We start from the raw sequence: 26,119 nt of genomic DNA, 5'->3' as shown, positions 1-26,119 counted from the left end.
CTCACACCCCTGGAACGGGAGGACGCCCATGCCTCGTGACTTCGACGCAATCATCATCGGCGCTGGCCAGGCCGGTCCATCCCTCGCGGGCCGGCTGACCGATGCCGGAATGAGCGTCGCGCTCATCGAGCGCAAGCTCTTCGGGGGAACCTGCGTGAACACCGGCTGCATGCCGACCAAGACGCTCGTCGCCAGCGCCTATGCCGCGCACCTTGCGCGGCGCGCCGCCGACTATGGTGTCGTGCTCGATGGGCCCGTCCGGATCGACATGACGCGAGTGAAGGCGCGCGCCGACGAAGTCTCGCGTAACGCGCGCACGGGCGTCGAGAAATGGCTGCGCGGCATGAAGGGGTGCACGGTGCTGCAAGGCGCCGCGCGCTTCGAGTCGCCGGACACGCTCGCCGTGGGTGACGAGCGCCTGCGCGCACCGCGCATCTTCATCAATGTTGGCGGGCGCGCCAACATCCCGGATCTGCCCGGCGTCGATCGCGTGAGCACGCTGACCAACACGTCGATACTGGCGCTCGACCATGTGCCCGAGCATCTGGTCGTGATCGGCGGCAGCTATATCGGGCTGGAATTCGCCCAGATGTATCGCCGGTTCGGCGCCCGGGTGACCGTCGTCGAGCAATCGCCGCGCCTCGTCATGCGCGAAGACGAAGAGGTCTCCGCTGCGATTCGGGAGATTCTGGAGGCCGAGGGCATCACCGTGCGGACCAGTGCCCAATGCATTCGCTTCGCGCCGCACGCGGCAGGCGTTGCTGTTGGCGTCGACTGCACGGCCGGCGAGCCGGAGATAGAGGGCAGCCACGTCCTTCTGGCCGTGGGGCGTCGCCCCAACACGGACGACCTCGGGCTCGACCTGGCCGGTGTCGCGACCGACCCGCGCGGCTACATCCGCGTCGACGATCAGCTTGCAACCAACGTGCCCGGCATCTGGGCGCTGGGCGACTGCAACGGCCGCGGCGCCTTCACACACACGTCCTACAACGACTTCGAGATCGTCGCCGCCAACCTGCTCGATGGCCAGGCGCGCCGGGTGAGCCAGCGGGTCCCGGCCTACGCCCTGTTTATCGATCCGCCGCTTGGCCGCGTCGGTATGACCGAGACCGAGGCGCGGAAGAGCGGCCGACCGCTGCTGGTCGGCCGCCGGCCTATGACCCGTGTCGGGCGAGCCGTCGAGAAGGATGAGACCCAGGGGTTCATGAAGGTGGTCGTGGACGCGCAGACTTCGAGAATCCTCGGTGCGGCCATCCTGGGCACCGGTGGCGACGAAGCGATCCACGGCATCCTCGACGTGATGAACGCCGACATCCCGTATACGACGCTCCAGCAGGCAGTCCCGATACACCCGACCGTATCTGAACTCATCCCGACCATGCTCGGAGAGATGCGGGCTGTTTCCTGAGTCCGCTGATCCGCGCGCCAGAGGTCCCCGATGCGCACGCTGCCGGGATCCGGGACCACCTTGAGCGCAACGCTGGTCTACCCATCGCCTTGGGAGAAGCACCATGCCCGACTCTTCGCAGTTCGACGTCGACCGCAGCTATCCAGGCCTGTGGACGATTACCTTCAGCAACCCGCCGATCAATATGTTTGTCCCTGCAACGATCGACGAATTGGGAACGCTAATGACTGACCTGGAGGCGGACCCGTCCGTGAAGGTCGTCGTGTTCCAGTCGGCGAATCCCATTTTTTTCGTCGCCCATCTCGACGTGGCCAAGGCAGCCGAGCGACCCGAGGTGCTGGGGTTTTGGCGCGATATCGTTCTGCGCCTTTCGTCCGCGCCAATCGTGAGCATCGCCAAGATTCGCGGCCGCACGCGCGGCATCGGTAACGAGTTCGTGCTGGCCTGCGACATGCGCTTCGCCAGCCGGGAACGCGCCGTGTTCGGCAACCCCGAAGTCGGCGTCGGCCTGGTTCCGGGTGGCGGAGCACTGGAATGGCTCCCGCGCGTGGTCGGCCGCTCGCGGGCACTTGAGATCGTCCTCAGCGCCGACGACTTCAACGCTGACATCGCCGAGCGCTATGGCTGGGTGAACCGCACGCTGGACGATGATGACCTCGACGCCTTTGTCGAGACGCTTGCCCGACGTCTGGCGTCATTCGACCGTGAAACACTCGGCGCGGCGAAGGCCCAGGTCAATCGGTTCGGAACGCCGACGAGTGCTGAACTTCAGTCGAGCATCGACCTGTTTTTCCCGGCCCTGGCATCGCCGAGTGGGCAGGCACGGCGTGCCAGGCTCCGTAGGCTGGACTATGGAGTTCCTGGCGACTTTGAAATGAACTTCGGTAGTTATCTGCCTTCGCTCGGGCGGGCAAGCGACGATGACGCGGAGCCGCCGGTTGCTGGTGTGCCGACGGGGTGAGGTGCTTTGCGCAAGTCGTGCTGTGTTCGCCGACTGGCGCGCCGCACCTTATTCGCGCCGCCGCACTCGCGGAGAGCCGCTAGCGGCGTTTTGGCAATTCGAAATGCTGCGGTGGGCGCTGCCCACCGTGACGGGGGCATCGAGCGCGTCGACGAGCGTGTTCCGCCCCGCGGAGTATTTCGTCCGCGAAGGCCGGGAGCGATTTAACCAAATCGTTGCATCGACCGGTTGAATCCACCGCCGGCTATAGCCTGTCCGCAAGCTGTCTCCCCCGGAAAGCCGCAAGGAACTTTTTTGGTTCTAAGTGGACTTGTGGGGGACGAGTAGCGACTGTCGCCCCCCTTCGGTAATTCGCCCCACACCCATTCGACAACAGCTTCGGGTATGCCGGCGCTCATCCGCGCCGCCATACCAGCCAACCCGCGCCTAGCCATCCCGCTTTTCATCACCCCGGAGCGGAAACGGCACCGAGTTGCATCATCAATCCAAGCGTGTCCATGATGATGCGAGTTTCCTTGATCCGCTTTTCCTGAAAGCGGTCGATGACCATACCCCATACCTTTACGCTCCGCCCCGTAGCCGGTATGCCGAGGAACGCTTCCCGATGAGTACCCGTCCACTCGAAGCGAGTCAGCACGCGCTCACCTTCGGTGAGTTGTTCCTCGATCACCCAGTGCATGTCCGGGAACGCGGCCCGCATCCCTCGCACGACGTCCTTGAGGCCCTCGACGCCGGGGCCCTGGCCCGGGAACGGCACCTCCTCGACCGCGTCCTCCCAGAAAAACCGGTCAGCGGCATCGAGCCGCCCTTCATTCAAGACTTCCTCGATAAACCCGCGAACAATACCGCTGATTTCGTGCATAGGACGATGGCCTCCTGCCTGTCGGTGGAGCGGTAAACCCTCGCAATCGAAGTGCTGCACGATGCTCGGGGCTGAGTCATACATCGAATCGTTAATTCACTTGGCGCCGTTCGCGGCGAAAGCCTCCTTGGCCGCTTGCGAGACAAGGAACTTGATGAACCCTTCAGCTGTATCGCGTTGCGTCGTGTTCGCCATGATCACCGCAGTGTATGTGAGCGTGCTCTGGAGATCGCCCGGAAGAGCGCCGAGTAACTTTATTCCGGGTGTTGTTTCGATGAGCGGTATCGTACCCGCCACCACATCGTTGCCCTTGCCTTCTAGCACCGGCTCAAAGATCCCGTTGGGTGTCGTGCGCAAAATCTTCGGTTTAAGCGTTTCTGCAATTCCGAGCCGCTCGAGTGCGTTTTCAAATGCTTGCCCGGATTTAACGCTGTTAAAGACGATAAGATCAGCACCTAGCAAAGTACTCCTGAATTTATCGACGGTCGAAATATCGTACGACGGAGCCTCCTTGCGGTTACCGAGGCCGATGCCAACGTGAGCGATGATCGGCCTGTCCCCGACACTGACCTTGCCCGATTTCGCAAGATCGTCCGCAAAGTCCGGCTGGACGATAACCACGTCGGCTGCTTCGCCGTCTTCAATCCTTTTCTTTACAGCGGGCGATGGGTCGAACACCAGTCTCACAGAGTTATGGGTCTGTTGGCGATAAAGGTCGACCACCTTCGTCAATGCAGGCTCGAGCGGGCTGTCGCTCATGACCGCGATATCCGCTGCGTGAACGGTCGCTACGAACATGGACAATGAGCCGGCCAGGAGCGTATTCAGACCGATACGCTTGAATGTTGCGTTCATGGAGTCTGCCCCCTGATGACGGAAGCCAGGCGTCGGTCCGGACGCGCAGGTAGATCTGCTGCTTACTGGAAACGTGTTGCCAGCGCCAGATTCAGGGCGACACGGATCAGAAACCGTTTCCCGGGCACACCACCGTTCATACAATGACGCAGGCCGCTTTGATGCCTCAACTTGTGCGGACGAAACATCTGCTCCGTGTGCAAAAACACTAGTGCACGATGCACCGAATAGTCAGGCTCGTTTTCCCGCATCGGACGGGTCACTCGATCGCGGTGCCCACTTGCACGTTCAGCCCCTACCGCTCGTCGAAATCGGAAGCCTTTTCAGCGAGTGGAAGCACCCCTGGCCGTCCGCGGGTCAACGCTTCACCAGCCACATTACCGCGGTGATCGAACGCCTCTGCGGCCTTCGTACTGGCCGCGTGCGTTCCGCTCTGGGTTGACGGGTCGGTCAGAGTAATAGAGAAAAAGCTACTCATGACCGCAGAAAGAATGATGAAGATGGACGCCGCATCTACGAGAAAACCGAAATACTTGAACGCGATAAAGCAGACGGAAAGAGTCACCACGTTCAGGCTGATTCCGATGACAGCGGAAGCCTTTGGCACGGTGTGCATGAAGGCGGCAAACCGGGTGCCTCCGCGCGGCACGTACCAGATGAACAGCAATCCGGCCGCCAAAATAAAGCCCGTCTCGACCCAGATCAGCCAGAGTGGCCGCCGCAGGTAACGGCCTTCAAAAATCGTCTCGATGACTTGTGCTTGAATCTCGATGCCGGGCACCAGTTCGCCTAGCGCGGTCGTGCGCATATCGGTCAGACCGGTGCCGGTGAGACCGACCAGGATCAGTTTGTTGCGGATACGATCCGCATCGACGGTACCTCGCAGAATGTCGCCTGCCGACACGTAGCGTTGTCCGGTCGACTGGATCGACGCGAAATGCAGCCAGATGTCACCGTTGGACTGCGTGGGCACCTGTACGTCCGCGACGCCTACCGCCTGCACGCCCGACGTATCGGCGTACACGTCGACCGCCGGCGAGCCAGTCGCTACGCGCAGGACCTCGATCGGCAGGCTCGGTACCAGTTTGTCGCCGAGGCCCATGACAATCGGAAAACGCCTCACAGTGCCTTGCTCCAGCGCCACGTTGAGCATGGCCTGGCCATGCGCTGCGCCCTGCAGTTCCGGCAGGCTGGCCAGCACGTTGTTGAAGCGGTGCACGCTGCCGAGCGGGTCGGCACCATGCACGAGAACCGGCGCGCTCAGCATGTCCGTGCTGGTCGTGGAGGTAGCGTGATCGAACGCCGCCGCGCCGAGGATGGACGGCGACGCGCGCAACGATGTGGCGAGAATGCGCTCGTGACTCGGCAGTGCGCGCAATTGCATGGCGAGCGCCGCTGCATCGGGCGGCAAATTGTCGGCCACTTTGTCGGGCGAAGTTTGATCGGGTTCCGGCATGTACACGTCGATACCGATGGCGAGCGGCTTTTTCGCGGCGATCATGTCGATGAGTTTTGCCAGCCGGTTGCGCGGCCAGGGCCATTGGCCGAACGATTCGAGCGTCTTGTCATCGATCTCGACGATAGTCACCGGCTGCGTCGCGGGAATGCGTGGATTGCGGCGCTGAAACTGGTCAAACAAAAGCTGGCGCGCCGATCCGAACGTATCCGGCAGCACGTCATTTATCGTATTGAGAAAGAACGGGCGCGGTAAGTTGTTGGGCCATTCGCTGCACAGGTCGAACAGGACAAGGGCGAGCAGGACCGCGAGCGCCCAGGGGCGTCCCTTTTGCGCCCGCATCATATTCCTGAGGACAGTGAATAGGGCGTCGCGGTGGCGTTTCATTTCGATGAGGTCGCGCCGCTCATTGAATGGTAATGACCGCGCGCCGGTTCATCTGATTGGGCACGCCGTCTGCCGTGCGCACGAGCGGCTCGCGCTTGCCTCGTCCCGCGACTTCGATTTGTCGGGCAGGGATACCTTGCTTTTCCAGAAATGACGCCACGCTCTGTGCGCGGCGCAATGAGAGCTGGTCATTGAATTCCTGCGAGCCCGCCAGATCGGTATGCCCGACGACCATGAGGCGCGGCGCTGGCCAGTTCGCGAGCACAGCCTTAAGCTTTGCGACCGTTGCCGCGGAATCGGGCGCCAATTGGGTGGCGGAGTCGAACACGAAATTGATGGTGAACGTCTGCGGCCGCGGAGGCGCAGCGGCCAGCAGATCGCCATAGTGGGTCTGCACGCTGGACTTGTTGTCGGCTGCTTTTTCGATGGTGCCGTTTGTCTTGACTTCGGCGCGCGCATAAGGCTCGTCGATCACTTGCTTGTTCTTCCCGCTCGTTACGATGACCCCGCCCACGCTGCCATCGGGATCCGGCAACAAGGTGATCTTGTCCTGAACCGAACTACATCCGCCAAGGATGGCGAGCATGCCACACGCTGTAGCGCCGTTCAGGCGACGTCTCCCGCTTATCGTCTTCAACGATGCCCCTCCCCATCTCCGCCTACTTCGATGATGAATTCCGTGCCACGCACGCCCAATGTGGTCGTGGGTGTGCTGTAACGCACAGACTCCGGATTTGTTTTCGCGAGCTTGCCGTCGACTACTGCGAGCGAGCCGCGCTTGATCGACACATCGAGCGCACCCGCATGCGTCGTCGTGTCGAAGGCGAATTTGTTGAGGTCGAGAAGAGAATTGGCGCCCTCGGTCAGCAAGGTGTTGTCGCGCAGCGTAATTCCGACGGCCGACGCGGGACCGGTCACGACACGATCATTGTTATAAAGCTCGCTGCCGACGGTGACATTCTGCGTCTGCCCGGTTCGCTCGATGTGCACGCTGCCTTTGACGGTTAGAGGTGGCCGCGCAAATTCGGACAGTCGGATAAGTGGTTTGGCCGGGGCCTGAGCCAGCGATAATGCTGGCAAAGGAACCGAGGAAATGACGAAGAGAACCCGACGGACGCACTCAGCGGCGTTCAAAGCGAAAGTGGCACTGGCAGCGGTCAAAGGTGAGCGCACGCTGGCCGAACTGGCACAGCAGTTTGATGTACATCCGAACCAGATCACGGAATGGAAGCGGCAGTTGCAGGAGCGTGCGGCAGACGTGTTTGGTGCGACAGGTGCACCGTCGAGCGATCCGCCGGTGGACGTGAAAACGCTGCACGCGAAGATCGGGCAGTTGACGCTGGAGAACGATTTTTTGTCAGGAGCGCTCGGCAAAGCCGGACTGCTGAGCGCAAAGCGATGATTGACTGTACGCATGCGCTGCCGGTTTCGCGACAGACGCGACTGGTTGGCATCGCGAGATCGAGCGCATATTACCGGGCGCAGCCGGTCAGCGAGGTCGATCAGTTGCTGATGCGGCGAATCGACGAACTGCACATGGAGTTCCCATTTGCAGGGGCGCGGATGCTGGCGCGCCTGTTGCGCCGGGAAGGCCATGAGGTGGGTCGCCGTCGCGTACGCACGCTGATGAAGCGCATGGGCGTCGAGGCGCTGTACTGCAAGCCGAACACGAGCCGCCGCAACGCGCAGCACAAGATCTGGCCGTACCTGCTGCGCGGCATGAAGATCGAGCGTGCCAATCAGGTGTTCGCCCTCGACACGACGTACATTCCGATGGCGCGCGGCTTCGTGTACCTGACGGCAGTGGTGGACTGGGCGAGCCGCAAGATTCTCGCGTACCGGGTCGCCATCACGCTGGAAGCCACGCACGCCGTCGAGGCGCTGGAAGAGGCGTTCGCCCGCTACGGACTGCCCGACATCGTGAACACCGATCAGGGTAGCCAGTTCACGGCGGGCGCGTTCACCGAGGCGGTGCTGAGCCGGGGCGTGCGGCTGTCGATGGACGGCAAAGGGGCCTGGCGCGACAACGTGTTCGTCGAACGGGTGTGGCGCAGCATCAAGTACGAAGAGGTCTACCTGAAAGCGTACGAGTCGGTCAGCCATGCCCGGCGCTCCATCGGCGAATACGTCGAGCTGTACAACCGGAAACGGCCCCATTCGAGCCTGGCGGATCAGACCCCGGATGAGGCATACTTCGCGACGCTGCCTGCGATCAAATCGGCAGCATGATTGCCTCGGACGTTCCACTTAAAAATCTCAGATGACTGTCCGAACGAGTGAGGCCACCTCTGTTTTAATTATGCCGATCGCATCTGCGGCATAGGCATCGATAGACGAAATGCACCCAAAGGCGAGAAGCAAGCCATAGCAAAAGACCTTGCTATGTACCGGCGTTATCGACTGATGAATCGAAAATTCTTTGTTGTCCATAATGCCTCGCATAATTCTGGATTGTTCAGTGAAGCAGGACATCAACGCAATTCAAAGAAATGAAAACAAACTCATTTCAAAAATCTGGCAATGTTTCACTTCACTGCGAGGCGGACTAATCGTAACGGCCGGCAGAAGCGTCAAACTACTTGAGTTCTGGTTCCGCGTCTAGCCGGAAATGAACACATAAGCCGTCGCCGAATATTGTGGAGGCAACTTCTCTATCGAACATGAAGTCTTGAGCGGTCAAACCAGGTTTTGTCAGATGTTCCGGAGCGGCAAGAGTGAGATCGCGAATCTATACCGCGTAAACGTTACCGCGAAGTTGCCGTGACATTGGCGGATCCGCTTTTCGTTCGGGGATGAGATCAGGGACGGATTTCTGCTAACCTGCCCACATTCCCCTCGCATCTCTGGAATCGATGGAACTACCTTTTAACGAGGCCGGTGTTTCAGTCACGCGCGCCGCACTTTCGGTTGCGGGCCAGGTTTTCCCGCTTCGCGACATCGACGATCTGCAGATCGTCACCGTCCGCCGCAACCACGTCGTACCCATCTGCCTGAGCACAAGTGGCGCCATACTCGGTGTGGGAGGTTACTTGCTCGACTCGCCGACCGCGTTCGTGTGCGGGCTCATGGTGTTCGTGATCGGGATACTCACGTGGTACAGCCAGGACATCACGCATCGACTGATCGTCGTGACGGGTAAGGAGCGGCGCGAAGCGCTGACGAGTCTCGACCCCATGTTCGTCGAACGCGTCGAAAAGGCCGTGCGCTTTGCAAAGGCAAGTCACGGCGAAAGCGCGACGACACGTTCCAGCGCGCCGAACGGACGGTAAATGCGACGGGCAGCACCCTAGCCCATATTGATCGGCTTGACGCTCCAGATATCGCGCGCGTATTCAGCAATCGCGCGATCCGACGAAAACTGCCCCACGCCCGCCACATTCGCGATGGCGCTCGCGGTCCAGCCCGGCACGTCGACGAAACGGCGATCGACGGCCTCCTGAGCCGCGACGAACGCCGCGAAATCGGCGAGCACGAGATAGTGGTCGCCCCAATCCACTAGCGTGTGGAAGATTTCGGAGAAGCGTGCGGGATCGTCCGGCGAGAAAAAGCCCGTGCGAATCTGGTCCAGCGCGTTGCGCAATTCGGCGTTCTCCTCGTAGATCTGGCGCGGCCGGTAGCCCGCCGCGCGCAGCGCATTCACCTGCTCCGCGGTGTTGCCGAAGATAAAGATGTTCTCCTGTCCCACCGATTCGCCGATCTCGATGTTCGCGCCGTCGAGCGTGCCGATCGTCAGCGCGCCGTTTAGCGCGAGCTTCATGTTGCCCGTGCCCGACGCCTCCGTGCCGGCAGTCGAAATCTGCTCGGAAAGGTCGGCGGCGGGAATCATCAACTCGGCGATGCTCACGCCGTAATTCGGCACGAACAATACTTTGAGCCGTTCGCCCACCACGGGATCGTTGTTCACCTTCGCGGCCACGTCGTTGATGAGCTTGATGATGGTCTTCGCCATCCGATACGCGGACGCCGCCTTGCCCGCGAACAGCACCACGCGTGGCACCCAGTCGCGCTGCGGCTCCGCGACGATGCGGTTATAACGCACGATCACATGCAGCACGTTGAGCAGCTGACGCTTGTATTCGTGGATACGCTTGACCTGCATGTCGAAGAGCGCGTCCGGATCGAACACCATGCCGGTGCGCAGCTTGGCTCGTTGCGCGAGACGAACCTTGTTGCAGCGCTTCGCGGCACGAAACGCGGCTTCGAAGGCCGAATCGCCGCATAGCCCGCGCAGCCCCGCCAGTTCAGTCAAGTCGGTGCGCCATTTCGTGCCGATGTTCTCGTCGATGAGCCGCGCGAGCGGCGGATTCGACTGCCCGAGCCAGCGGCGCGGCGTAATGCCGTTCGTGACGTTCGTGAAGCGATCGGGATAGAGTCGCGCGAAATCGGCGAAGATATCGCGCTGCATCAGTTGCGAATGCAGCTTCGAAACGCCATTGACCTTATGGCTCGCGACAATCGCCAGATGGGCCATGCGTACGCGTCGCTGGCCGGATTCATCAACGAGCGACATGCGGCGAATCATGTCGAGATCGTGCGCGCCCTTGTCGCTCGCCTCGTCGAGGAAAGCGGCGTTGATGTCGTAGATGATCTGCAGATGCCGCGGCAAAAGCCGCCCCAATAGTTCGACATCCCAGGTTTCCAGTGCTTCCGGCATCAGCGTGTGATTCGTGTACGAGAACACGCGCCGGATATTGCCGATCGCCTCGTCCCACGGCATGCGATGGACGTCTACGAGCAGGCGGATCAACTCGGGGATCGCGAGCACCGGGTGCGTGTCGTTCAGATGCACGGTGACTTTGTCCGAGAAGCGCGCCAGCGTGCTGTGCGTGCGCAGGTAGCGGCGAATCAGATCCTGCATCGTCGCACAGACGAAGAAGTACTCCTGACGAAGTCGCAACTCGCGCCCGGCCACCGTCGAATCGTCGGGATAAAGCAGGCGCGAGACGTTCTCGGAGATGTTGCGCGACTCCACCGCACGCTGATAGTCGCCCTGATTGAACGCCGAGAGATCGAGTTCTTCGTCGGCGCGCGCGGACCACAGGCGCAGCGTGTTCGTGGCGTCGGTCGCGTAGCCGGGGATCACGGTGTCGTAGGCCATCGCATTGACGTGTTGCGTGTCGAGCCATTCGACGTGACCGTCGCGCCGCACGGTACGTCCGCCAAAGTGCACCTTGTACTGCACCTCGGGCCGCTGAAACTCCCACGGATTGCCCGCGCGCAGCCAGTAATCGGGAGCTTCGACCTGCTCGCCATCTACGATCTGCTGCCGGAACATGCCGTAGTCGTAGCGAATGCCGTAGCCGAAGCCCGGAATGCCCAGCGTCGCCATCGAGTCGAGAAAGCACGCCGCGAGGCGCCCGAGGCCGCCGTTGCCGAGTGCGGCGTCAGGTTCCAGATCGAGGATCGATTCCATGTCGACACCGACATCGGCGAGCGCCTCTTTCATCTGATCGTAGATGCCGAGTGCGAGCAGCGCGTTGGAGAACGTGCGGCCGATCAGGAATTCCATCGACAGGTAATAGACGCGCTTCACGTCCTGCTCGTACTGGCGGCGCGTGGTGACCATCCAGCGTTGGACGAGGCGATCGCGCACGGCGAGCGCCGCGGCATGCAGCCAGTCCGCCGGAAGAGCCGTGACAGCGTCCTTGCCGACGCCATACATCAGGCGATTGGAGATGGAACGGCGCAGCGCTTCGGCGCTGCTCTGCAACTGGTCGAACTCGAGATGCGCGGTCATGCGAGCCTCCCGCAAAAGGCGGCGCACGCGCCGCGCGTTCTTGGGCTGCGCGTGCGGAACGCCCGCAGGACAGACCGGGCTCCAACGCAGATCAGTTTGCAGAGTAGGACATTTTCTAGCCACTTGCGGCAGCACGGCATGAAGCGAAAAGTGGGGACATTCTTCGCCCGTGCAACACACGGGCGTTTGGGGACGCGTGAAGGGGTGCACAGTTAGTTGCGTTCGGACGTCCGCCAGCTGCCGTCGAACGCGACCTTACAGTCAGCTCACACGTCGAGGCGTGCGCTGCACGATCGCCCAGGCTCTGTAACAATCGCGTGTCTAGCGGCATCGAGCCGCACCGTCTGCCGATCACACGAGAAGAACTTGTCCGATACCACCTCCGCGCCGGGCGTTGCCCAGCTTGCCGACGCGCCGATGTCCGCGAAAAACCGCCGTGCGATGGCCGCCGTGATGCTCGCCGTTGCGCTCGCGACGCTCGATACCGCCATCGCCAATACTGCCCTCCCGTCGATCGCGGCGGACCTGCACGCGGCGCCGGCCGCATCGGTGTGGATCATCAACGCCTATCAGCTCGCGATGGTCGCGACGCTCCTGCCGCTCGCGGCGCTTGGCGACATCATCGGGCACCGGCGCATCTATATCAGTGGACTCGCGGTCTTTACGCTGGCCTCGCTCGCGTGCGCGCTCGCGCCGACCCTCGGTGCGCTAGCCGGCGCGCGTGTGCTCCAGGGCCTCGGGGCAAGCGCGATCATGAGCGTCAACACGGCGCTGATCCGCTTCCTGTATCCCGCGCATCGACTCGGCCGCGGAGTCGGCATGAATGCGCTCGTCGTGGGCGTTTCGTTTGCGGTGGGGCCGACCATGGCGTCGCTGATTCTCTCGGCGGGTACGTGGCCGTGGCTCTTCGGCGTGAACGTGCCGCTCGGCGTCATCGCGCTCGTGTTCGCCCTGCCCGCGCTGCCGCACACCGCGACAGGCAAGCACGCATTCGATCCCGTTGCCGCGCTGCTCAACATCATCGCGTTCGCCGCGCTGATCTTCGCGCTCGGAGAATCGGCGCAGCAGGCTGGCGTTACGGAAGTGGTCATCGCCGCAGGCGTCGCGCTCGTTTTCGGTGCGCTGCTGATCCGGCGCGAAGCCGGCCATCCCGCGCCGATGCTGCCCGTCGATCTGTTCAGGCGGCCGATGTTCGCGCTATCGGCATTGACGGCGGTTTGTTCGTTCGCAGCTCAGGGTCTCGCGTTCGTCGCGCTGCCGTTCTACTTTGAAACCGTGCTGATGCGCAGCCAGGTGGAAACGGGCTTCCTGATGACGCCGTGGTCCGTTGTCGTGGCTGCCGCCGCACCGATTGCAGGGCGCCTCTCGGATCGCTATCCGCCCGGCCTGCTCGGCGCGATCGGGCTCGCCATATTGTCGGCGGGCATGGCATCGCTTGCACTGATGCCCGCGCATCCTGGCGTGCTCGACATCACCATTCGTATGTCGATCTGCGGAGCCGGGTTCGGTTTCTTCCAGTCGCCCAACCTGCGGGCGATCATGTCGAGCGCACCGCCCGAGCGCAGCGGTGGTGCGAGCGGGATCATCGCGACCTCGCGGCTCCTCGGACAGACCACAGGGGCGGCGCTCGTCGCACTTTGCTTTGGGCTGGTGGGGCGCCACGGACCGACGCTGGCTGTGACGATCGGCGCGGTATTCGCGGGCGCCGCGAGTGTGGTGAGCGGGTTGCGGCTTTTCGCGCCGACGCATCGCGGCGCACGCGGCGCGTAAAGCGATGCGGGCCGGCACGCCGGCTGGCGTGCCTTCCACTGCGGTTCGCGCAGTTACGTTTTACCGCGCGAAATAGGCCTTAACGGTCTCGACAAACGTATCGACATCCGCAGCCGACACATCGAGGTGCGTGACAAAGCGCGACGCGTAAAGCATCTGCGTGAGGATGCCGCGCTCCTTGAGCCACGCTTCGAGCGGCGCGCAATGTTCCTGCGGGAACCGTGCCATCACCATGTTCGTCGCCTGCGCGAGAACCGACACTTCCGCGATCTGCGCGAGGCCCGAAGCCAGACGCGCAGCGTTCGCGTGGTCATCGGCGAGCCGTTCGACATTGTGATCGAGTGCGTAGAGACAGGCGGCCGCCAGCAAGCCCGACTGACGCATGCCGCCGCCGAGCACCTTGCGCCAGCGGTGCGCCACGTCGATCAGCGCCTTGCTGCCGACCAGCACTGATCCCACCGGCGCGCCGAGCCCCTTCGAAAAGCAGATCGAAACCGAATCGAACCCTGCGGCCAGCGCTTCGAGCGGCTGCCCCGAGGCAACCACTGCGTTGAACACGCGCGCCCCGTCGAGGTGCGTGGAGAGTCCGCGCGCGTGGGCGAGCTGCGTTGCCTCAGCGACGTAAGCGGCGGGCAGCACCTTCCCGCCGATCGTGTTTTCGAGCGCGAGGAGCCGCGTGCGTGCGAAGTGATCGTCGAGGGGCTTGATTGCGGCCGCGATGCGATCGAGGGGGATCGAACCGTCGTCGGCATTATCGAGCGGCTGGGGCTGGATGCTGCCGAGCACTGCCGCGCCGCCGCCTTCGTATTTGTACGTGTGGGCCGCCTGGCCGACGATATATTCGTCGCCGCGCGCGCAGTGCGCCATCAAGGCGGCAAGGTTGCTCTGCGTGCCGCTCGGGAAGAACAGACCCGCCTCCTTGCCGGCCTGCTCTGCCACGCGCGCCTGCAGGCGCAGCACGGTCGGGTCATCGCCCCAGACGTCGTCGCCGGTTTCGGCGCGGGTCATGGCGGCCAGCATGTCAGGGCTTGGACGGGTAACGGTGTCACTACGCAGGTCGATCATGCGATGAAATCCTTGTGGTTGACGCTCGCGCGATGCTGCCCTGGCCGCTACGCGTAGCGCGTGTGCGTGTGTGGTTCGGCCGTTACGGGCGGCGCGCGCGAATCGGCGCGCGCAACGCGGCGTGAGAATCCAGAAGTGTAGTTTCGAACCGCATGGGCAGGCAAATGACCACACTCGGCCAACAACAACGCGGCGCGATTCGCATCGCCTCATTTGATTCGCGATTCAGGTGGCAGAGGTGATGAGGCGCAGTCGAAGCTTCGCTCCGCGCGACGCGCCATCGTTCATGAATTAGCGCCAGCGGCGGCTCTGTAAATAACGCATACCCGACGCATCCCCGAAGTGCACCGTCGCGCTAACGCTGCAACAACGGCAACGGATCAACCGGCTTTCCACCGCTGCGCACTTCGAACTGCACGCCAGCGACACCGTGCGGATCGACCCCCATTTCGGCGATCGGCTGACCTTGCGTCACAGCATCGTCCTCCTTCACGAGAAGCTTGCTGTTATGGCCGTAGGCGGTAACGACCGTATCGTTGTGCTTGATGATAATGAGCGGCCCATAGGCCTCGATGCCGGTTCCGGCATAAACCACGCGGCCAGCCGCAGCGGCCTTCACGGGTTCGCCGGCCACGCCGCCGATGACGATACCTGTCGACTTGCCGGGCACGAACCTCTCCAGCAGCGGACCGTGAGCAGGCCACGCGAGCGTGATGCCCGGTTCGACCGGCACCGGCATCGCGACGCCCGCTGCAGCGGGCGCAGGCGACAGCGGCTGTTGTACAGAGGGTGCGAAGCTCGGCGGCGGCGCCACGCGCAGCACCTGGCCGGCCACGATGGTCGCGTTGGGCGGCAACTGGTTCCAGGTTGCGAGGTCCTGCGTGCGCTGACCAAATGCGGCCGCGATGCGCGAAAGGGTATCGCCAGGATTGACGCGGTAATAGCCGGCGGGGACACCACCGGCCGCGGCGGGAGCAGGCGTGCCAGCCGTTCCACCCAAAGGGGGAAACGCGCAGGCGTTCATCAGGAGCGTGAGGGCGGCAAGCACTACCGCCGCACCCGGGTTTCGCCGGTGTCGATTCATCTTGCAGTTCCTCGCTGGTGCCTCGCTACGTACACTAGATGCTACGTACATTCGATGCGCGCCGGTCCGCAGACGTACGCCACGGGGCCGCGCTTCGTGACACAGCAGACCCGGAAATGGCGAACGGCCCCATTATATCGTTCGATGCTCGAGGCCCTCGCGAACCCGGCGGCACTCACTTCGCGCGACGCTCGCCTATACTGCGTCCTGCTGCCCCATAAAAATAACGACAGGCCTCCCGCTGCGGTCCCACATTCGTGAGGAATCCGAGGATGAACAAAGCCACCTTCCTTTCCGTGCAGCTCAATGTCGAAGACATCGCAGGGTCGCCGGGCCTCGTCGAATTGCTGAACAACCACCTCGTTTTCGCAGCCGACGTCGCCGAAGCGGCCGACGAACTGGTCCAGCACGCGAGCGTCGCGCGCCTGTCGGGTGGCGTCGAGGCGACGGTCGAAATTCCCGCCCTGGTGGTCGAGCGTCTGCGCGACGCACTCGACACGCTGAGCGGCTATGACGAAACCTGGTTTTTCGCGCTCGAGCCCGGCCGCGCGCTCTTCAACGATATTGCACGCCGGCCGCGCCTCCTGCATTAAGCAGGCGCGGTTCGCGCATCGGCGTGCCATTTGGGGGAATCGCCGTGAAAACGTTTCTGAATCGCCGTAATGCCGTGCTCTCGGGCGGCCCGTCGCACCTCGTCGCCGTTTCGCGCACCACTCATCCCGCCGCCGCGGAACCGGCGGAACCCGTCGTTGAGGAGACGCCGCATGACAGCCTCGACGCCGACGTCGCGAATGCAGCGCGTGCGGTGCCGACACTGCGCGCGGTACCGGTCGTGCCTTCGCAGTTCAACGGCCGCCCGGTGCAGATCGCCGACGGTGCTGCATTCGAGGCACTCGCTGCCGGCAAATCACTCGCAACGTTCCGGGTTTTTCGCAGTTTCGACTTTACGGTCAGCCTGTTCTTTCACGCGCCGTCACTGAGCTACTACGTGGCGCTGCATCAGGATGGCATGCTCTGGCGTGCACTAAAGGCAAACGACGTCGACGCCGCGGGCGCAGCATTCCACCACCTGGAAGAGCAAGCCACCCGTCTCACGGATGGCGAGACCCGCCGGGCGCAACTGATCGCGCAGAACGAGCAGTTGCTGCGGCAGGTCGAGGAATCGGAAGCGCTGGCCGAGCGGTTGCGCGCCAACCTGCAGCGCCATGCGGAGCAGGAACATCGCGTGACTGGACGCCAGCATCAGGTGCGCAAAGAGGTCGCGCAACTGGAAGCACAACGCGTTGCCGCTCAGGCGCAACTGAACAAGGCACATCGGGCGATCCACCAGCTCAGCATGACGACCAACGAAGGCGTGCCGCACATGACGGGGCGCTAGCCGTCGATAGCCGCGGCGGCCCCAGATGAAAAAAGCGCGGACCGGTTTTCGACCGGGCCGCGCTCAACTACGTGCTACAAGTACTGCTACTTCTTGTCCAACCTCTCAGGTACTTCTGCACTGCAACTTCTACCGCTACTTCTACGGCATGGCACTGCAACAGCCACTGCTTCTTCAACAGAACAGCACTACGACATCTACGGCTACTGCTACTTCAGCTTCACAGCGCTACAACGTCTACGACCACTGCTAGTTCAACTTCACAGCAATACAACGTCTACCGCTACTGCTACTCCAGCTTCACAGCACTGCGACTTCTACCGCTACTGCAACTTCCGTCGCCGGAACCGGGAAGCCGTGCGAGACGGCTTCGTTCAGCGTTGTCCCGGCCGGAGCCGTACCGCTTAGTTTCCGAAATACACCGATTGATGCGGGGCGAGATGCTGCGGCTGCACCGCACCACCTGCCTGCGCCGTGCCAGCCGCCGGAGCGCCATAGCCGCTGGTTTCGCCGGCTGCGAGCTTCTGCGCATTCACACGGGCCTGGGCGGCCTGCAGGTTTTGCGGATAATTCTCGTCACCCCCTCCCGGTTTGTAGCCAGCCTGCTCGAGTTCGACCAACTCGGCGCGCACCTGAGCGCGGGTCAAGCCTTGCTGGCTCGACTGGGCAAACGAGATTGCCGGAATGGCAAGGGCGGCTGCAACGACAACTGCGGGAATGAGCTTCTTCAAGATCTAACCTCCGTCTGTGTACTTTTACGTGCGCTTCGAACACCTTGTTCGTGAGCGCTTAATGACAGTGTAGGAGTTAGATTGATCTAGGGTAAACCCTTAATAGATAAAACACCTTTGCGGAATTAGCAATAAAAAAGGTGAGTCGCGTAGACTCACCTTTCAATTTCAACAGCGACCGCAACGACCCAGTGGTCCCTGACCGCGCCCCGCGTGCGATCAGGCCCAGTCGGCGTGGAAGCTCCCGGGTTTGTCGATGCGTTCGAACGTATGCGCGCCGAAGAAGTCGCGCTGCGCCTGCACGAGGTTCGCAGGCAGGCGTTCGGAGCGATAGCCGTCGAAGTAGGCAATCGCCGACGAGAACGCCGGCACCGGCACGCCCGCCGACACCGCCGCGATCACCACCTCACGCAGCGCCGCCTGATAGCTCGCGGCGATGTCGCGGAAATACGGATCGAGCAGCAGGTTGGCGAGCTGCGGCTCGTTTGCGTAGGCGTCCATGATCTTCTGCAGGAAGCGCGCGCGAATGATGCAGCCCGCGCGGAAGATCTTCGCGATCGTGCCGTATTGCAGGTCCCACTTGTATTCGTCGGAGGCGGCGCGCAGTTGTGCGAAGCCCTGGGCGTACGAAATCACCTTGCTGAAGTAAAGCGCGCGCCGCACGGCTTCGATGAACGCCGCGCGCTCGCCCGTGCGCGCGCCTGAGGACGGACCTGCGAGCACTTTGCTCGCCGCAACGCGCTGCGTCTTCAGCGACGAAAGCACACGCGCGAACACGGATTCGGTGATGAGCGGCAACGGCACGCCGAGGTCGAGCGCATTCTGGCTCGTCCACTTGCCGGTGCCCTTCTGCGCTGCGCGGTCGAGAATCACATCGACGAGATCCTTGCCCGTCTCCTCGTCCTTCTTGCCGAAGATCTTCGAGGTGATTTCGATAAGGTAGCTGTCGAGTTCGCCCTGGTTCCATTCGGTGTACACACCGCCCAGTTCCTCGTTCGAGAGGCCGAGCACCTGCTTGAGCACCGCGTAGCTTTCGGCGATCAGTTGCATGTCGCCGTACTCGATACCGTTGTGAACCATCTTCACGAAGTGGCCCGCGCCGTCCGGACCCATATACGCGACGCACGGCGCGCCATCCGGCGCTTTCGCTGCGATTTCGGTGAGGATCGGCGCAACCAGGTCGTAAGCATCGCGCGGGCCGCCCGGCATGATCGACGGGCCCTTGAGCGCGCCCTCCTCGCCGCCCGACACGCCCGTCCCGATGAAATGCAGTCCCGCGTTCGCGAGTTCCTGGTTGCGGCGGATCGTGTCGGTGAAATGGGTGTTGCCGCCGTCGATCAGAATGTCGCCCTTGTCCAGCAGCGGCTTGAGCGCCGCGATCGTCGCATCGGTCGCCTCGCCCGCCTTCACCATCAGCAGGATGCGGCGCGGCTTCTCCAGCGACTCGACGAACGCTTCCAGCGTGTAGGCCGGCACAAGCTTGCGTTCGGGGAATTCGGCGATCAGCTCGTCGGTTTTCTCGCGGGTGCGGTTGAACACCGATACCGCGTGGCCCCGGCTCTCGATGTTGAGCGCCAGATTGCGGCCCATCACCGCCAGTCCCACCACGCCAATTGCCTGTTTGCTCATGTCGTTTCTCCGCTTCGCGATGAAGGCGACGCGCGCGGCGTCGATCGTGCAAGGATAAGGGAAACGCCTTCGCGGTGCGCGAATGCGAACACGCCGCGCGTGGATTCAGCGCTTGCGGAAGACCAGGCTGAAGTTGTTCGCCGGCATCGTCACGACCCGCTCGCAGACGAACCCTTCTGCCTGCGCCAGCGCCTCGACGGCTTCCATGTCGCGCACGCCCCAGTGCGGGTCGCGCTCGCGCAACTGTGTATCGAAGGTTTCGTTGCTCGGCGCGGTGTGCGCGCCACCGCGCCGGTAGGGTCCGTAGAGCACCAGCACCCCGTCCGCAGGCAGACGCTTGCCCGCGCCTTTCACGAGCGCGATGGCCGCCTCCCACGGCGCGATGTGGATCATGTTGATGCAGACGATCGCATCGACGGCATCGATGGGCCACGGCTCGCTGCACACGTCGAGATCGAGCGGTAAGCGCAGGTTCGGCAGGTTCGCCGTGCCCACGTGCTCGCGCCAGGCCGTGATGGAGGCACGCGCTCGCGGATCGGTGTCGCTCGGCTGCCATTCCAGGTCCGGCAGCGCGGCGGCGAAATGCGCTGCGTGCTGGCCCGTTCCGCTCGCAATTTCCAGCACCGTGCCGCGCGCGGGCAGCGCGCCGCGCAGGACATCGAGAATCGGCGCTGCGTTGCGGTCAGTGGCGGGTGCGAAAAGGCGTGCGTCGGTTTGCGGGTCGCTCATGGTTTGCGTTTGTCGTGATTCGTGACGGATCGCATCGGGGCTTGGGGTTCCGCGAGCGTCGAGTTTATCGGTTGTGGTTGACGAGACGGATCAGGCGGCGAGGCGACCGGCGAGCGCATCGAGCGTCGCTGCGCACGGCGCCTCGACCTTGAGCGCGAGGAGCGGATCGGCGCGCGTGCGTCCCAGATTCACGACCGCGATGGGCTTGCCGCGCTGCTGCGCCCAGGCGCAGAAACGATAGCCCGAATAAACCATCAGCGATGAACCGGCCACGAGCACCGCATCGGCGGCATCGAGCGCCTCCGACGCCGCCGCGACGCGTTCGCGCGGCACGTTCTCGCCGAAGAACACCACCGACGGTTTGAGCATCCCGCCGCACGCAGCGCAGGCCGGCACGGCGAACGGCAGGTTGCCGTCGAAGTCGAGATGGGCGTCGCCATCGGCGGCGGGTTCGGCGATCGCGGTCGCCACTTCGGGATTGTTCGCTTCGAGCAGCGGCTGGATCGACGCGCGCGTGTACTGCGCGCCGCAATCGAGACAATGGACGTGGCCGATGCTGCCGTGCAGTTCGATGACGCCGTGGCTGCCCGCGCGCTGATGCAGTCCATCGACGTTCTGCGTGACGAGCGTCGTCACATAACCCGCGCTCTGGAGCCGCGCGAGTGCGAGATGCGCGCCGTTCGGCTGCGCGAGGCCCACGGACGGCCAGCCAAGCATGCTGCGCGCCCAATAGCGTCGCCGCCACGCTTCGGAGCCGAGGAACTCCTGCAGTGTGATGGGCGGCGAGCGCTTCCAGGCGCCGTTTTCGTCGCGATAGCCCGGGATGCCTGAATCGGTGCTGATGCCCGCGCCGGTCAGCACGAACAGGCGCGGATGGCGCTCGACGAACGCGTGAAGTGCGTCGAGTGTGTCAGGTGTGAGAGCGGGAGCGTTGAGCAGGGCGGATTCGGTCATGACGGCTTCGAGTTAACGATCGGGACGCGCGCGCGATGCGCTTATGCCTTTGGCTTTCGGACCGGTTTGTGGGCTGGCACTGGTGCAGTCTTTCCGGCTCGGTTGACGGCCGGGTCGCGTCCTGTGACAGCCCTCTCCGCACGTGCGCCTTCAGGCTTGTCCCCAACGTCGCGTGGGGCGTGCGTCCGGGTTCCGCCCGCAGCCGGCTTGCGCTTTTCCCAGGCAGCAATCTCGGCGCGCCAACGCGCAACCTCTGCGTCGTACAGGTCGAAGATGCACGGATCGCAGCCGCAGTGGCAGCAGGCGTCGTTGTCCGGACGCTCGGGTGGGTCAGGGCGCGGATCGTCGTCGGGGCGCGTGGGCAAAGGCATGGGCGCTTTGGCGTCGTGACGGGTCGTCGGTCAGTATACGAGACATCGCGGGACGTCGCGCGCGAGCGTTCGGGGCCGCATCGCGCGCTGCGACTGCCGCCCGGGACGCTCAGCCGCGCCCGACGAACGGCATTTTGGTCGCCATGATCGTCATGAACTGTACGTTCGCTTCGAGCGGCAGTTGCGCCATGTTCAGGACCGCATCGGCGACGAGCTCGACGTCCATGAGCGGTTCGACGGCAATCTCGCCGTTTGCCTGCGGCACGCCGCGCGCCATGCGCTCGGCCATCTCCGTCGCCGCATTGCCGATGTCGATCTGCCCGCACGCGATGTCGTAGCGCCGCCCATCGAGCGAAACCGACTTCGTGAGGCCCGTGATCGCATGTTTGTACGCGGTTCACCTATGTATATACTCGAATCGTCCAGCAGTTAAGGATACGCGCCATGCAAGTAAAAGCCGCACGAACCAAGGCCCCAGCCGCCCGCCCTGCATCATCGCGCAGGGTCTACAGCTATCTTCGTTACTCCCATACCGAGCAGGCGAAGGGTAGTTCCATCGAACGCCAACTTGCCATCGCGAAAGAATGGGCGACTGAGAACAACTACGAACTCGACGAGTCGCTAGCCATGCGTGATGAAGGCCGCTCGGCCTATCACGGTAACCACGTAAAGAATGGTGCTCTCGGCGCTTTTCTCAAGGAAATTGAGGAAGGACATGTGCCGGAGCAGTCAGTACTATTTGTCGAACAGCTGGATCGCTTGTCACGCGCTACCGTTGACGTGGCAATGGCGCAGCTTCTCAACATTATTAACGCCGGTATTACGGTTGTTACTGGCACGGACGGTGAAATCTATAACAGCGAACAGGTGCGTGCAAATCCCTGGAAGCTCATGAAGTCACTCGTTATCATGCAGCGCGCGAACGAGGAAAGTGAAAGTAAAAGCAAACGCATCAGGGGAGCCTATGCAGCAAAATGCAAAAGGTGGCTCGAAACCAAGACGGGCACCGTGGGAGCTACCCGACACATCAATGCAGAGGGCAAACTTGTGTCCGGCACTGATCCCTCATGGGTGCTCTATGACCAGGTGCACCAACGTTTTGAACTCGACGTTCCGCAGGCTCAGGCTATGCGTCGGATGATCGGGCTCTACCTCGACGGCTACGGCGCAATAGAAATTACACGACGCCTTGAGGCTGAAGGTCTCGCGATCAGTGAAAAGTATCCTGTTACGCGTGTGACCCGTGTTATCGGATCACCGGCACTCAGGGGCGACAAAGTTGTAAAGGCAGATGGGCAGACTTTCACCCTTGCTGGCTACTATCCTGCGCTCGTAACGGAAGCAGAGTGGGATGAACTGCAGATGATTGTTAATAAGCGCGGCTACAAGAAGGGAAAGGGCGCTATTCCTTCCATCGTTACTGGCACGCTCATTGGCAGATGTGGCTATTGTGGCTCGCTGCTCGCTACACAGAACATGAATCAGCGTAAACGGATTGCGAACGGAAAAACTACAGCTATTCCAGATTCACCCCCGGAGAAGCGCAGGCGTCGCCTGCGCTGCGGCTATTACTACCGCACAGGCCAGTACTGTCCTAGCGACGTTGAAAGCTGCTCGGCTGTAGCTGTCGAGCGCGCCCTCATGACCTACTGCATGAATCAGGTAAACCTCGACAAGCTCATGACTAGCGACAATGCGGCCGATCCGCTCATGAAGCAGCTTGTTGCAAAGCGCAGTGTACTTACGAAGCTAGATCTTAAACTCGGCAAGCTCAAGCAAATCATGCTGGAAAGTGATGACTTGCCGGATACCTTCATGGAAGGGATGCGTGAGCTGGAAGCAGAGAAACGAGAGGCGACGAAGGCTGCAGTAAAACTAGAGCGCGAACTGAAAGTACATGACCGTGCAAAGCCCTCAACAGCAAAAGCATGGGCAGCGCTAGTCGACGATGTGTTAGCCCTAGACTACGACGCTCGCATGAAGGTCCGCAAGCTCATTGCGGAGACCTTTGAGCGCATCGATATATTTATGGTAGCAGTCAAGGATAAAGGGAATGTCAAGCCTATGCATATGCGGCTTACATCCAAGCGGGGCGTGGTAGTCGGCTTTGACTTTCATCGGCTCACGGGTGAACTCGTGGACGAAGCCGTAAAGGTGCCGAGCCGCGAGAAGGTGGCCGCAGGAAAGCACGTCGAGCGCAAGCCTCGCCTCAAGTAAAAAGTGTAAAAGTCGGGACTCGGTGTAACAGTCACAGTCAGATCGGGTTCCAACCGTTTTCGAGGCAAGGGGTCGCGACCGCCCCGTCTCCGCCGTTCGCTGAGCCCCTTGGTCGACGACAGCTTCTCGACTGATACAGACGCCAGAGGGTCATACGTGGTGAAGCTGACTTATGACGGCTCCTGGCCGACGACCGCGCGATATCTTTGGCAGCACCCGACCCAAAAGGGACATACGCATCGCCCTAAAGCGGTCCCTCGTGAATCAGCACGGAGCCGTCAGAACGGCCCAGGCCACCTATAGCCAAGGACCGTGGCGATCGGATAAGCGAGTTCGCGAACCTCATCCAAGTTTCGCTGCGTGAGCAACGCCCGATATCACTTTATTTCGCCCCGGCGCCTAATAGGAAACCGCACGGAGTGTCACCGAACCTGCTGGCAAGCAATGGCTGAAGAGGTGCAAGCTCCGTCAAAGACTGAAGGGGCTTGAGTCGCTTAAGCGATTTGAGTGGTTCGAGTTGGGGGGCTGAGGTCATGACCTCAGCGGTGGCGCATGCCGCGGTCCCATCGTGGGCATATATTGCCCCCTTTGTAAACCAGCCAAGGTGCTTCCCATTGAACCCGTAGACGTTGTAGCCTTCGCCAATGCCAGCCTTTTCAAGGTATGCCACGGGCTCGCCACTCCACAAGTAAATTGTCAGCTCGTCGTCTATAGCAATGTATGCCTCGGCTGCGCCTCTCGCGTTGAAAAGTGTCACTTCGTCGGCGTTTGCAACCACACCGCATGCCGCAATGGCCAACGGGAACATCCAATGAATCAGTTGGCGTATAGCCTTGATCTGCATGATTCCCCCGGTGAGTCTTGTGTATGCGCCGCCTTGGCTCTCGCCGAGTCGAGGTATTCTAATGCTGCGGTGCTCAAATTGCCCGCCGGCGCGGGACCGCGTCTCCGCGAAACGACGCTTGCTCGGCGTGACGGCCTTGGCTGTTTCGTGCTCTTCGGTTTGCGAAGCCACCCGGCGTGACCGCGCTGGCCTCGGTGCGAGGGGCTTGCAGGGGTTGTCTCGACAGCATCGTGGGAGCCGGTTGACACGGGCGCACCGGAAACGCCTTGGCACCTTTTCGCCCGAAATCGATTGGTTCCTATTGGCTGAACACGGTCCGACGCAGACACCGATTGTTCGGTGATCGCAGGATATATGCGAAGCGCATAAACCGACCCACACGAGGCTTACGGCTTTCTGTGAAACGAACGTTCGCGCACCACCCTTTCCGTCAGAATAGTCCGCTCAGGATGTGGCTATATAAGCAGGATTTATCTTTTGTGCCTCTCCACAATGAGACCCATACTTCGTCTCTCGGATTTGTGCGGACATATCCCGGTCCTTCTGCTACCCGCGCTTCGCTTTTCCACAACGGAGTGCGCTCGCTGTGCGCGTCGGAAGATATTTAGCTTGTTATACTCGGCCGAAAGAAGCGCAAGAGCGACCTACATGAGCAGATTTTCTGGACTTCCGGCAAACTGTCCGCTCGCCGCGGCGCGGCAGTGTAACGATACGGTGTATCGGTTGACTCAGGGAAATCCGCCTGTTGCCGATGACGTACTAACGTACGCCGAGGAAGGGCGTCCTCTGAAATACAACACGCCAAGTGCAGTTTGCAAAAGTTACGGCATCAGCGTGTTCACCGATCGCAGGGATGCGGTGCACCGGCAGCAAGCGTGGCCGAATGGTGGTGGAACGTACATTGCGACAGCCGTTCTAACTGCTAAAGATGGCGATATTGCGCATACGCCACCGAAGATGGCGACCTCCCATCACACATGGTGGCCGTGCGATGGAGTAGATAGGGTGTCACTATTCAAGTGACTATGGAGATAGCAATGTGGAAAGCTCGCGGGACGCCGGTCGATCCGTCGAAGTTCGGAAGCCTCCAGATTGATGAGGTCTTGTACGAAGACGACAGCCCGAAACTGTTTACGTCGCACGGGCATGAATGCGCACTCCTTGTGTACGAGTCCACGTTCGATCGGTCGGAACAACTCACGCGGTATCTCGCAGTTTGTGCTGACGAAGCGTTGCTGTCGCACGTGGTGGATGGGTCTATTGCACTTCTAGACGCGCTGGACCAGCAGACCGTATGGGCAATAGATCAGCGTTTCAACGGTGAAATTGAGTCAACCGTCGCGTTGCAGGAAGGCATTCATTCGGTGCCCGATGGCTATAAGCCGATCCCCGGGGTACGGCTGCAAGCCGATCATCATTACAACTGACCTCTCAGACGCCACATCAAGAAAGCCCCTTGCGAGGGGCTTTTTAGTTTCTCTCTTGGCAAACTAGCTAGCGTGCCGACCAGTGGTGGACGAAGAATGACGAGCCAGCACCACAGCGCGAGCGCGCCTGAACATTAGCCATTTGGTCGGTGCCCAATGCCTTTGCTACGGCGGATATGGCCCAAGTTGTCGACGATCCCTGAGACGATGTCGAACGTCCCTTCATGGTCGAGGCTGTGTGAAAACTCGCGCCG

At 62.0% G+C, this 26,119-nt stretch carries 23 protein-coding genes and 1 pseudogene; 9 read left to right on the top strand and 15 right to left on the bottom strand.

Annotated elements, in window-relative coordinates:
- Positions 1-28 precede the first annotated feature (28 nt).
- Positions 29-1,408 carry an FAD-containing oxidoreductase gene (locus L0U80_RS16530; RefSeq protein WP_233866833.1) on the top strand — a complete coding sequence of 460 codons (1,380 nt, stop codon included), beginning with the start codon at positions 29-31 and terminating at the stop codon, positions 1,406-1,408.
- Between the two features lie 103 nt (positions 1,409-1,511).
- Positions 1,512-2,369 carry an enoyl-CoA hydratase/isomerase family protein gene (locus L0U80_RS16525; RefSeq protein ID WP_233866830.1) on the top strand — a complete coding sequence of 286 codons (858 nt, stop codon included), beginning with the start codon at positions 1,512-1,514 and terminating at the stop codon, positions 2,367-2,369.
- Positions 2,370-2,814: 445 nt separating this feature from the next.
- Here L0U80_RS16525 and L0U80_RS16520 read toward each other — a convergent pair whose 3' ends face one another.
- The 5 genes from L0U80_RS16520 to L0U80_RS16500 all read right to left on the bottom strand — a co-directional run bounded on the left by L0U80_RS16520 (position 2,815) and on the right by L0U80_RS16500 (position 6,919).
- Positions 2,815-3,231, bottom strand: coding sequence for an ester cyclase (locus L0U80_RS16520; protein ID WP_233866826.1), 417 nt, complete (start codon positions 3,229-3,231; stop codon positions 2,815-2,817).
- 96 nt (positions 3,232-3,327) lie between these two features.
- The gene (locus tag L0U80_RS16515) at positions 3,328-4,086 is read right to left on the bottom strand and encodes a molybdate ABC transporter substrate-binding protein (protein WP_233866823.1); all 759 of its coding nucleotides are present in this window, start codon (positions 4,084-4,086) and stop codon (positions 3,328-3,330) included.
- Between the two features lie 295 nt (positions 4,087-4,381).
- Entirely contained in the window at positions 4,382-5,887 is a 1,506-nt protein-coding gene (locus tag L0U80_RS16510; RefSeq protein WP_233866820.1) for a CHASE2 domain-containing protein, read from the bottom strand.
- 61 nt (positions 5,888-5,948) lie between these two features.
- The gene (locus L0U80_RS16505; protein WP_233866817.1) at positions 5,949-6,515 is read right to left on the bottom strand and encodes an OmpA family protein; all 567 of its coding nucleotides are present in this window, start codon (positions 6,513-6,515) and stop codon (positions 5,949-5,951) included.
- A 47-nt stretch (positions 6,516-6,562) separates the two neighbouring features.
- On the bottom strand, positions 6,563-6,919 hold the full coding sequence (locus tag L0U80_RS16500; protein ID WP_233866813.1) for a FecR family protein: 357 nt from the start codon (positions 6,917-6,919) through the stop codon (positions 6,563-6,565).
- Positions 6,920-7,022: 103 nt separating this feature from the next.
- Here L0U80_RS16500 and L0U80_RS16495 point away from each other — a divergent pair.
- Both L0U80_RS16495 and L0U80_RS16490 read left to right on the top strand, forming a co-directional pair.
- A protein-coding gene (locus L0U80_RS16495; protein ID WP_373322092.1) for an IS3 family transposase occupies positions 7,023-8,158 on the top strand; the annotation gives its coding sequence in 2 pieces (ribosomal slippage) (positions 7,023-7,278 and positions 7,278-8,158; 1,137 coding nt in all).
- A 623-nt stretch (positions 8,159-8,781) separates the two neighbouring features.
- Entirely contained in the window at positions 8,782-9,198 is a 417-nt protein-coding gene (locus L0U80_RS16490; protein WP_233866801.1) for a DUF6232 family protein, read from the top strand.
- Between the two features lie 17 nt (positions 9,199-9,215).
- Here the strand turns inward: L0U80_RS16490 and L0U80_RS16485 are convergent, their stop codons facing one another.
- Positions 9,216-11,666: a glycogen/starch/alpha-glucan phosphorylase gene (locus L0U80_RS16485; protein ID WP_233866799.1), complete on the bottom strand. Its 2,451-nt coding sequence runs from the start codon at positions 11,664-11,666 to the stop codon at positions 9,216-9,218.
- Positions 11,667-12,083: 417 nt separating this feature from the next.
- Here L0U80_RS16485 and L0U80_RS16480 point away from each other — a divergent pair, with 417 nt between their 5' ends.
- Positions 12,084-13,436, top strand: a complete 1,353-nt coding sequence (locus L0U80_RS16480; protein WP_233871362.1) for an MFS transporter — start codon at positions 12,084-12,086, stop codon at positions 13,434-13,436.
- A 60-nt stretch (positions 13,437-13,496) separates the two neighbouring features.
- Here the strand turns inward: L0U80_RS16480 and ltaE are convergent, their stop codons facing one another.
- A complete protein-coding gene (gene ltaE / locus L0U80_RS16475; RefSeq protein ID WP_233866797.1) occupies positions 13,497-14,501 on the bottom strand; it encodes a low-specificity L-threonine aldolase in 1,005 nt (334 codons plus the stop codon).
- Between the two features lie 355 nt (positions 14,502-14,856).
- The gene (locus tag L0U80_RS16470) at positions 14,857-15,585 is read right to left on the bottom strand and encodes a peptidoglycan DD-metalloendopeptidase family protein (protein ID WP_233866795.1); all 729 of its coding nucleotides are present in this window, start codon (positions 15,583-15,585) and stop codon (positions 14,857-14,859) included.
- 272 nt (positions 15,586-15,857) lie between these two features.
- On the opposite strand from L0U80_RS16470, the gene L0U80_RS16465 reads away from it, so the two are divergent.
- Together L0U80_RS16465 and L0U80_RS16460 are read left to right on the top strand one after the other, a co-directional pair.
- Complete coding sequence (locus tag L0U80_RS16465) at positions 15,858-16,178, top strand: hypothetical protein (protein WP_233866793.1); 321 nt, start codon at positions 15,858-15,860, stop codon at positions 16,176-16,178.
- 44 nt (positions 16,179-16,222) lie between these two features.
- On the top strand, positions 16,223-16,963 hold the full coding sequence (locus L0U80_RS16460; RefSeq protein ID WP_233866791.1) for a DUF2968 domain-containing protein: 741 nt from the start codon (positions 16,223-16,225) through the stop codon (positions 16,961-16,963).
- Positions 16,964-17,367: 404 nt separating this feature from the next.
- Here L0U80_RS16460 and L0U80_RS16455 read toward each other — a convergent pair whose 3' ends face one another.
- From L0U80_RS16455 to L0U80_RS16430, 6 genes and pseudogenes are all read right to left on the bottom strand, one after another.
- On the bottom strand, positions 17,368-17,694 hold the full coding sequence (locus L0U80_RS16455; protein ID WP_233866789.1) for a DUF4148 domain-containing protein: 327 nt from the start codon (positions 17,692-17,694) through the stop codon (positions 17,368-17,370).
- Between the two features lie 219 nt (positions 17,695-17,913).
- Positions 17,914-19,323 (bottom strand): NADP-dependent phosphogluconate dehydrogenase, encoded by a 1,410-nt coding sequence (gnd, locus tag L0U80_RS16450; protein ID WP_233866785.1) that lies wholly within the window; start codon positions 19,321-19,323, stop codon positions 17,914-17,916.
- Between the two features lie 105 nt (positions 19,324-19,428).
- On the bottom strand, positions 19,429-20,052 hold the full coding sequence (locus L0U80_RS16445; RefSeq protein ID WP_233866783.1) for a DUF938 domain-containing protein: 624 nt from the start codon (positions 20,050-20,052) through the stop codon (positions 19,429-19,431).
- Between the two features lie 90 nt (positions 20,053-20,142).
- Positions 20,143-21,006, bottom strand: coding sequence for an NAD-dependent protein deacetylase (locus L0U80_RS16440; protein WP_233866780.1), 864 nt, complete (start codon positions 21,004-21,006; stop codon positions 20,143-20,145).
- Positions 21,007-21,047: 41 nt separating this feature from the next.
- Positions 21,048-21,377, bottom strand: a complete 330-nt coding sequence (locus tag L0U80_RS16435; RefSeq protein WP_233866778.1) for an oxidoreductase-like domain-containing protein — start codon at positions 21,375-21,377, stop codon at positions 21,048-21,050.
- Between the two features lie 109 nt (positions 21,378-21,486).
- Positions 21,487-21,774, bottom strand: a pseudogene (locus L0U80_RS16430) (SDR family oxidoreductase); the annotation flags it as partial.
- 47 nt (positions 21,775-21,821) lie between these two features.
- Here L0U80_RS16430 and L0U80_RS16425 point away from each other — a divergent pair.
- On the top strand, positions 21,822-23,594 hold the full coding sequence (locus tag L0U80_RS16425; RefSeq protein WP_233866776.1) for a recombinase family protein: 1,773 nt from the start codon (positions 21,822-21,824) through the stop codon (positions 23,592-23,594).
- 382 nt (positions 23,595-23,976) lie between these two features.
- Here L0U80_RS16425 and L0U80_RS16420 read toward each other — a convergent pair whose 3' ends face one another.
- Complete coding sequence (locus tag L0U80_RS16420) at positions 23,977-24,438, bottom strand: 4-fold beta flower protein (RefSeq protein ID WP_233866774.1); 462 nt, start codon at positions 24,436-24,438, stop codon at positions 23,977-23,979.
- Positions 24,439-25,475: 1,037 nt separating this feature from the next.
- Between L0U80_RS16420 and L0U80_RS16415 the strand changes: the two genes are divergently transcribed.
- On the top strand, positions 25,476-25,865 hold the full coding sequence (locus L0U80_RS16415) for a hypothetical protein (protein WP_233866772.1): 390 nt from the start codon (positions 25,476-25,478) through the stop codon (positions 25,863-25,865).
- Positions 25,866-26,119: the final 254 nt, after the last annotated feature.

The organism is Paraburkholderia adhaesiva (genome assembly GCF_021390575.1).
Lineage (GTDB): Bacteria > Pseudomonadota > Gammaproteobacteria > Burkholderiales > Burkholderiaceae > Paraburkholderia > Paraburkholderia adhaesiva.
This window is presented reverse-complemented; position numbering and strand designations above follow the sequence as displayed.